This is a genomic window from Streptomyces sp. 2A115 (genome assembly GCF_052245575.1).
Taxonomy (GTDB): Bacteria; Actinomycetota; Actinomycetes; order Streptomycetales; family Streptomycetaceae; genus Streptomyces.
The window spans coordinates 1-5,391 of record NZ_JBQQCG010000182.1; the positions used below are offsets into that span (position 1 = coordinate 1).

Below are 5,391 nucleotides of genomic sequence, written 5' to 3' on the forward strand. Positions count from 1 at the left end.
GACGACGCCGTCGTCGAGAAGAGCCGCGTCGGCCTGACCGACACCCCCGGCATCGGCTTCGAGAGCAAAGCCGCCTTCTCCAAGGTGCTGCGCGCCCTGCACAGCTGACCGCCACCCCACCGCGGACGCGTCCGCCACCGGGCGGGCCCCGTCGGCCGGCGCCGCCGGATACGTGCGCCACACACGAGACCGGGGACGCGCGAGCCGCGTCGCGTCCCCCGCACCCCCCACGGGACAGGGCTACACACGATCGTCGTGCAGTGGGACCACTCCACCAGGCAGAGACTGCCGGTCCATGGATAAACCTTCCTCTCCCGCCCCTGCGCGGGCGCCCCTACGGTCAAGGCCGCAGGCGCTCACCCGCCCGCCGCAACGAAGGAGCGAGCCCCCCATGATGAAGACATCGACGACCACCACCAGGCCGCCGACTGACCTTGTCGAGACGGCCTTCACCGTCAATGGCGAGGAGATGTGCCTCGCTTTGGATCCTCGCGAGTCTTTGCTCGACGTGCTGCGCGAGCGGCTCGTGCTGACCGGAACCAAGAAGGGGTGCGATCAGGGGCAGTGCGGCGCCTGCACGGTGCACATCGACGGCCGTCGCGTCGTGTCCTGTCTGACTCCGGCGGTCCAGGTCGCGGGACAGGACGTGATGACCATCGAGGGCGTCGCGGCTCCCGACGGCACGCTGCACCCGTTGCAGCAGGCGTTCGTCGACTGCGACGCCCTGCAGTGCGGCTATTGCACGCCTGGGCAGGTGATGTCCGGCCTGGCCTGCCTGGCCGAAGGCCACACCGAGACCGACGGCGACATCCGTGAGTACATGAGCGGCAACCTGTGCCGTTGCGGCGCGTATGTCGGCATCACCGCCGCCATCCGCCGGGTGGCCGACCAGACCAAGCAGAGCGAGGTGTAGACGGTGCGCTCATTCGCCTATGTAGTGCCCGACAGCGTCGCCAGGGCCGTCGATGCCCTGGCCGCCGCCGAGCCGGGCACCAAGCTCCTGGCCGGTGGCACGACCCTGTACGACCTGATGAAGCTCGGCATCGAGGCGCCGCCGGCCGTCATCGACATTCACCGTCTCGCCGAGCTGACCGAGATCAGTACGGGTGAGGACGAACTGTCGTTCGGTGCGGGAGCGAAAATGGCCGAGGTCGCCGACCATCCGGTCGTACGCCGCGACTATCCGGCGCTGTCGGAATCCTTGTGGCGGGCGGCGTCCCAGCAACTGCGCAACATGGCGACGGTCGGCGGGAACCTGCTGCAACGCACGCGATGCGGCTACTTCCGCGGCGGAGCGGAGTTCCCCTGCAACAAGAGGAATCCCGGCAGCGGCTGTGCGGCTCTCGAGGGACTCGACCGCACCCACGCGCTGCTGGGCACCAGCGACACCTGCATCGCCACCTATCCGGGCGACTGGGCCGTAGCCCTGATCGCGTTCGACGCCGAACTCGACGTGGTCGGCCCAGGCGGCGAACGGACACTGCCGCTCGGCGAACTGCACGTCGAACCGGGAGACAACCCTCTGCTCGAACACACCCTGGCTCCCGATGAGTTGATCCTGCGGATCCGCGTTCCCGCGACACCCGCCGGTCGCGGCTCCACCTACCACAAGATCCGTGACCGGGAGTCCTACGCCTTCGCCCTCACCTCGGCCGCCACCGCTGTGACGCTGGACGCACAGGGAATGGTCACGGACTGCCGGATCGGTTTGGGAGGGGTCGCCACGCGCCCCTGGCGGGCGACGGCAGCGGAACGCTCACTGATCGGCGAACAACTCACCATGGAAACCGCTCGCCACGCGGGGGAAGTCGCCTTCGCCGACGCCCGCCCTCCTCGCACCGGCGCGTTCCGAGTCGAACTGGGCATCCGCACCGTTACCGACGCACTGCTCACCGCCGGGAAGCGAGCCGCCCGATGAAGAACCCGGACCTGCGCCGCGTCGACGCCCACGAAAAGGTCACCGGCACCGCACGCTACGGCGCCGACCGCGTCCCGGACGACCTGGCGTATGCCATGTTCGCCCTGGCCACGATCGGCAAGGGCCGCACCGTGGCCATCGACACCGCCGCGGCCGAGGCGGTCCCCGGGGTCCGTCTGGTCCTGACCCGGTTCAACGAGGACGAACTGCGCGGCCCCGGGTTCCTGATGGGCGGAGGCTTCGCCTTTCAGAGCCTGCAGCCGCTGCTCAGCGATGTCGTCGCCTACCGAGGACAGCCGATCGCGTTGATCGTCGCCGACACCCTGGTCGCCGCCACCGAGGCGGCTGAACTCGTCCGGGCACGCTACGAGACCGAGCCGTTCGCCGTCGGAATCGACGACGAAGGCGCCACCTCCGTCCTCCAGGAAGAAGCCATACCGCTGCCCTGGCTTGCCGACGTCAAGGTGGGCGACGCCGAGACCGCGTACGCGGCGAGCCCGGTGCAGATCGACGAGACCTACCTGCACCCGGCCCAGCACCAGGTCCCGATAGAACTGATCAGCTCAGTCGTGGAATGGCAGGGCGACGGGCTCGTAGTGCACGAGAGCACCCAGAACGCCGGCGCACTCCGCCACGGAGTCGCCACGCAACTGAACCTCGATCCCGCCGACGTCGACGTCATCTCGCCCTACATCGGAGGCGGCTTCGGATCCCGCAACGCACTGCAGCCGCACATCGGGCCACTGGCGCTCGCCGCACGCCGGCTGATGCGTCCGGTCAAGCTGGTCATTCCGCGCCCGCAGACGTTCCACACCGGCAGCTTCCGGCCGGTCAGCCGTCATCGCATCCGGCTGGGCGCCGACCCATCGGGACGGCTCCTGGCCGCCCTCCACGACACGGAGCACCAGACGTCCCGCCACGACCTGTTCCCCGCCATGTACACGGAGATGACGTCGAGACTGTACGCCGTCCCCAACTTCGGGGGACGTCAGCGCCTGGTTCAGACCGACATCCAGACGCCGGGATACATGAGGGCTCCGCACGAGGGCCCGGCAAGCTTCGCGTTCGAGTCGGCCATCGACGCACTGGCCTACGCCACCGGCCAGGACCCCGTCGAGCTGCGGTTGGCCAACGACACCGCCACGGACCCGGTCACCGGTCTGCCTTTCTCCTCCCGCCACCTGGCGCAGTGTCTGAAGCGGGGTGCGGAGCGGTTCGGATGGGAGAGACGCGATCCGCGGCCGGGGTCGATGCGTGCCCCTGACGGATCGCTCGTGGGCCTGGGCGTCGCTGCCGGCGCCTACCCGGTCATGGTCGCTCCGGCCGTGGCCCGCATGTCCGCGGCAGCCGATGGCCGGGTGACCGTCGGCGTCGACGGCCACGAGATGGGGCAGGGCATCCGCTCCGCCATCGCTCTCCTGGTCGCGGAGGACCTCGGTGTTCGGGTGCAGGACGTCGTCGTACGGGTCGGTGACACGCGCTTCGCGCCGCAGCATCTCACCGCCGGCTCGTGGGGCACCGCGACCGCGTTGCCCGCGGTGCACAAGGCACTTGGCGAACTGCGGAGGCAGCTCGGCACGGGCGACACCGGAACAGTGGATGTGGCAGCCGCGGTCCGAGCCACCGGACACGGATCGCCGGAGGTGGAAGTGACCTCCCTGGGACCGGGCCAGCCCCCCGAGATGCTCGACCGTTCACGGGCCGGCCTGACCGCCCCTGCGGGTCCGGTCTTCCCGGATTTCACGGCCTTCAGCTGGGTCGCTCACTTCGTCGAGGTCCGCATCGAGGCCACGACACGGCGCATCAGTGTGCCCAGGGCGCTCTGCGTGGCCGACTGCGGCCGGGTCGCCAGCCCGGTCACCGCGGCCAGTCAGGTCCGCGGGGGCGTGATCTGGGGCATCAGCCAGGCGCTCCGCGAGTCGAGCGAGGTCGACCCGCGCTTCGGCGGGTTCCTCAACACAACGCTGGAGGAGTACCCCGTCCTGGTCAACGCTGACATACAGGAGATCGACTTCGACTTCATCGACGAGCCCGACCTGCTCCTCAACGACGTCGGGGTGAAGGCCCTCGGCGAGGTCACGATGGTCGGCGCGGCAGCCGCTGTCGCGAACGCGGTCTTCCACGCCACTGGACAGCGACACAACCGGCTGCCCATCCGGATCGAGCACGTGATGTAGGCCGTCAACTCGTCAGGACCACTCCGGGCAGGAGTGCCTGGGTGGTGCGACCGATGTCGCACCACCCAAGCGACACAGGCTCGTTGTCGACGCAGGACGAGTCGACCGGGATCGCTGGAAATTCCGCCTCCCCGGAAATGCGCATCCGGGGCTTGACCGGGTGTTGTTCTGCACGGCGCAGGCCCCGTTCGCCAGCGCGGTCTTCCATGCCACCGGCCGCCGGTTCGGCGAACCGCCCGTCACCGCCGAGGCGTTGCTCCAACACCAGCACCGCCGGCCTGTCCGGCCGTCGGTCCCGGTGCCGGACCTATCAGGGTCGCCCCGCGTATGCGCGCAGCGTCCGCGCGTGGCGGCAACCCGCCCCTACCCTCCCCACGGCGAACCCGGAGAGAGACCCATGCTGAACATCGCGGACACGCTGCACCGCTGGTGCCGCGAGGCACGCCCCTTCGCCCTGGCCACCGTCGTCGACGTCACCGGAAGCGCACCCCTGCCCGTCGGTACGTCGGTCGCGGTGGACGAGGACGGCAACGCGGTCGGCAGCATCTCCGGCGGCTGCGTCGAGGGCGCGGTCTACGAACTGTGCCGACAGGTCCTCCACGACCAGGGACCGCCCCAGCGCGCCTGGTTCGGCTATTCCGACGACGACGCCTTCGCCGTCGGCCTGACCTGCGGAGGCGAACTCGACGTCCTCGTCCAGCGCATCGACCCCGCGACCCGGCCGCCTCTCGGCGCGGCCCTCGCCGAGGTTGCCGGGGGCAGACCCGCAGCCGTTGCCCAGGTCGTCGACGGCCCCGACGGACTGATCGGCGCCACCCTGAGCGTTCTCGGTGACAGCTGCATCGCCGAAGCGACGCTGGCCGCGGGGCCGACAGGCCAGGCGGTGGCGGACCGGGCCGAAGCCCAGCTGCGGGCGGGACGCACCGCGCTCGTCTCGCTCGGCGGGGACACGGACACCTGCTCCGACCGGCTCTCCGTCCTCGTCCACGTGGCCGCGACCCGCCCCCGCATGCTGATCTTCGGCGCGGTCGACTTCGCCACCGCGCTCAGCCAGGCCGGCCGCTTCCTCGGCTACCGGGTCACCGTGTGCGATGCCCGCCCCGTTTTCGCCACCGCGGCACGCTTCCCGCACGCGGACGAGGTCGTGGTCGACTGGCCGCACCGCTACCTGGAACGCACCGAGGTGGACGGCCGTACCGCCGTCTGCGTCCTCACCCACGACGCCAAGTTCGACATCCCCCTGCTGCGACTGGCCCTCGATCTGCCCGTCGGCTACGTGGGCGCGATGGGATCCCG

The 5,391-nt window shown here is 70.2% G+C and carries 5 protein-coding genes; 4 read left to right on the top strand and 1 reads right to left on the bottom strand.

All coding sequences use genetic code 11. The features are described 5' to 3' along the window. The first annotated feature begins 391 nt into the window (after positions 1 to 391). Genes ACTWQR_RS55240 through ACTWQR_RS55250 form a run of 3 tightly spaced genes read left to right on the top strand, consistent with a single transcriptional unit; the run spans position 392 to position 4,095 of the window. Entirely contained in the window at positions 392 to 913 is a 522-nt protein-coding gene (locus ACTWQR_RS55240) for a (2Fe-2S)-binding protein (RefSeq protein WP_443234930.1), read from the top strand. A 3-nt stretch (positions 914 to 916) separates the two neighbouring features. Beyond that, positions 917 to 1,918, top strand: a complete 1,002-nt coding sequence (locus ACTWQR_RS55245; RefSeq protein ID WP_443234931.1) for an FAD binding domain-containing protein — start codon at positions 917 to 919, stop codon at positions 1,916 to 1,918. Beyond that, complete coding sequence (locus ACTWQR_RS55250) at positions 1,915 to 4,095, top strand: xanthine dehydrogenase family protein molybdopterin-binding subunit (RefSeq protein ID WP_443234932.1); 2,181 nt, start codon at positions 1,915 to 1,917, stop codon at positions 4,093 to 4,095. The genes ACTWQR_RS55245 and ACTWQR_RS55250 overlap by 4 nt, the downstream gene beginning before the upstream one ends. Positions 4,096 to 4,099: 4 nt before the next feature. On the opposite strand, the gene ACTWQR_RS55255 is transcribed toward ACTWQR_RS55250, so the two are convergent. After that, complete coding sequence (locus tag ACTWQR_RS55255) at positions 4,100 to 4,366, bottom strand: hypothetical protein (RefSeq protein WP_443234933.1); 267 nt, start codon at positions 4,364 to 4,366, stop codon at positions 4,100 to 4,102. A 126-nt stretch (positions 4,367 to 4,492) separates the two neighbouring features. Between ACTWQR_RS55255 and ACTWQR_RS55260 the strand changes: the two genes are divergently transcribed. Continuing rightward, positions 4,493 to 5,391, top strand: an 899-nt coding sequence (locus ACTWQR_RS55260) for an XdhC family protein (RefSeq protein ID WP_443234934.1), incomplete at its 3' end; no start/stop codon positions are given.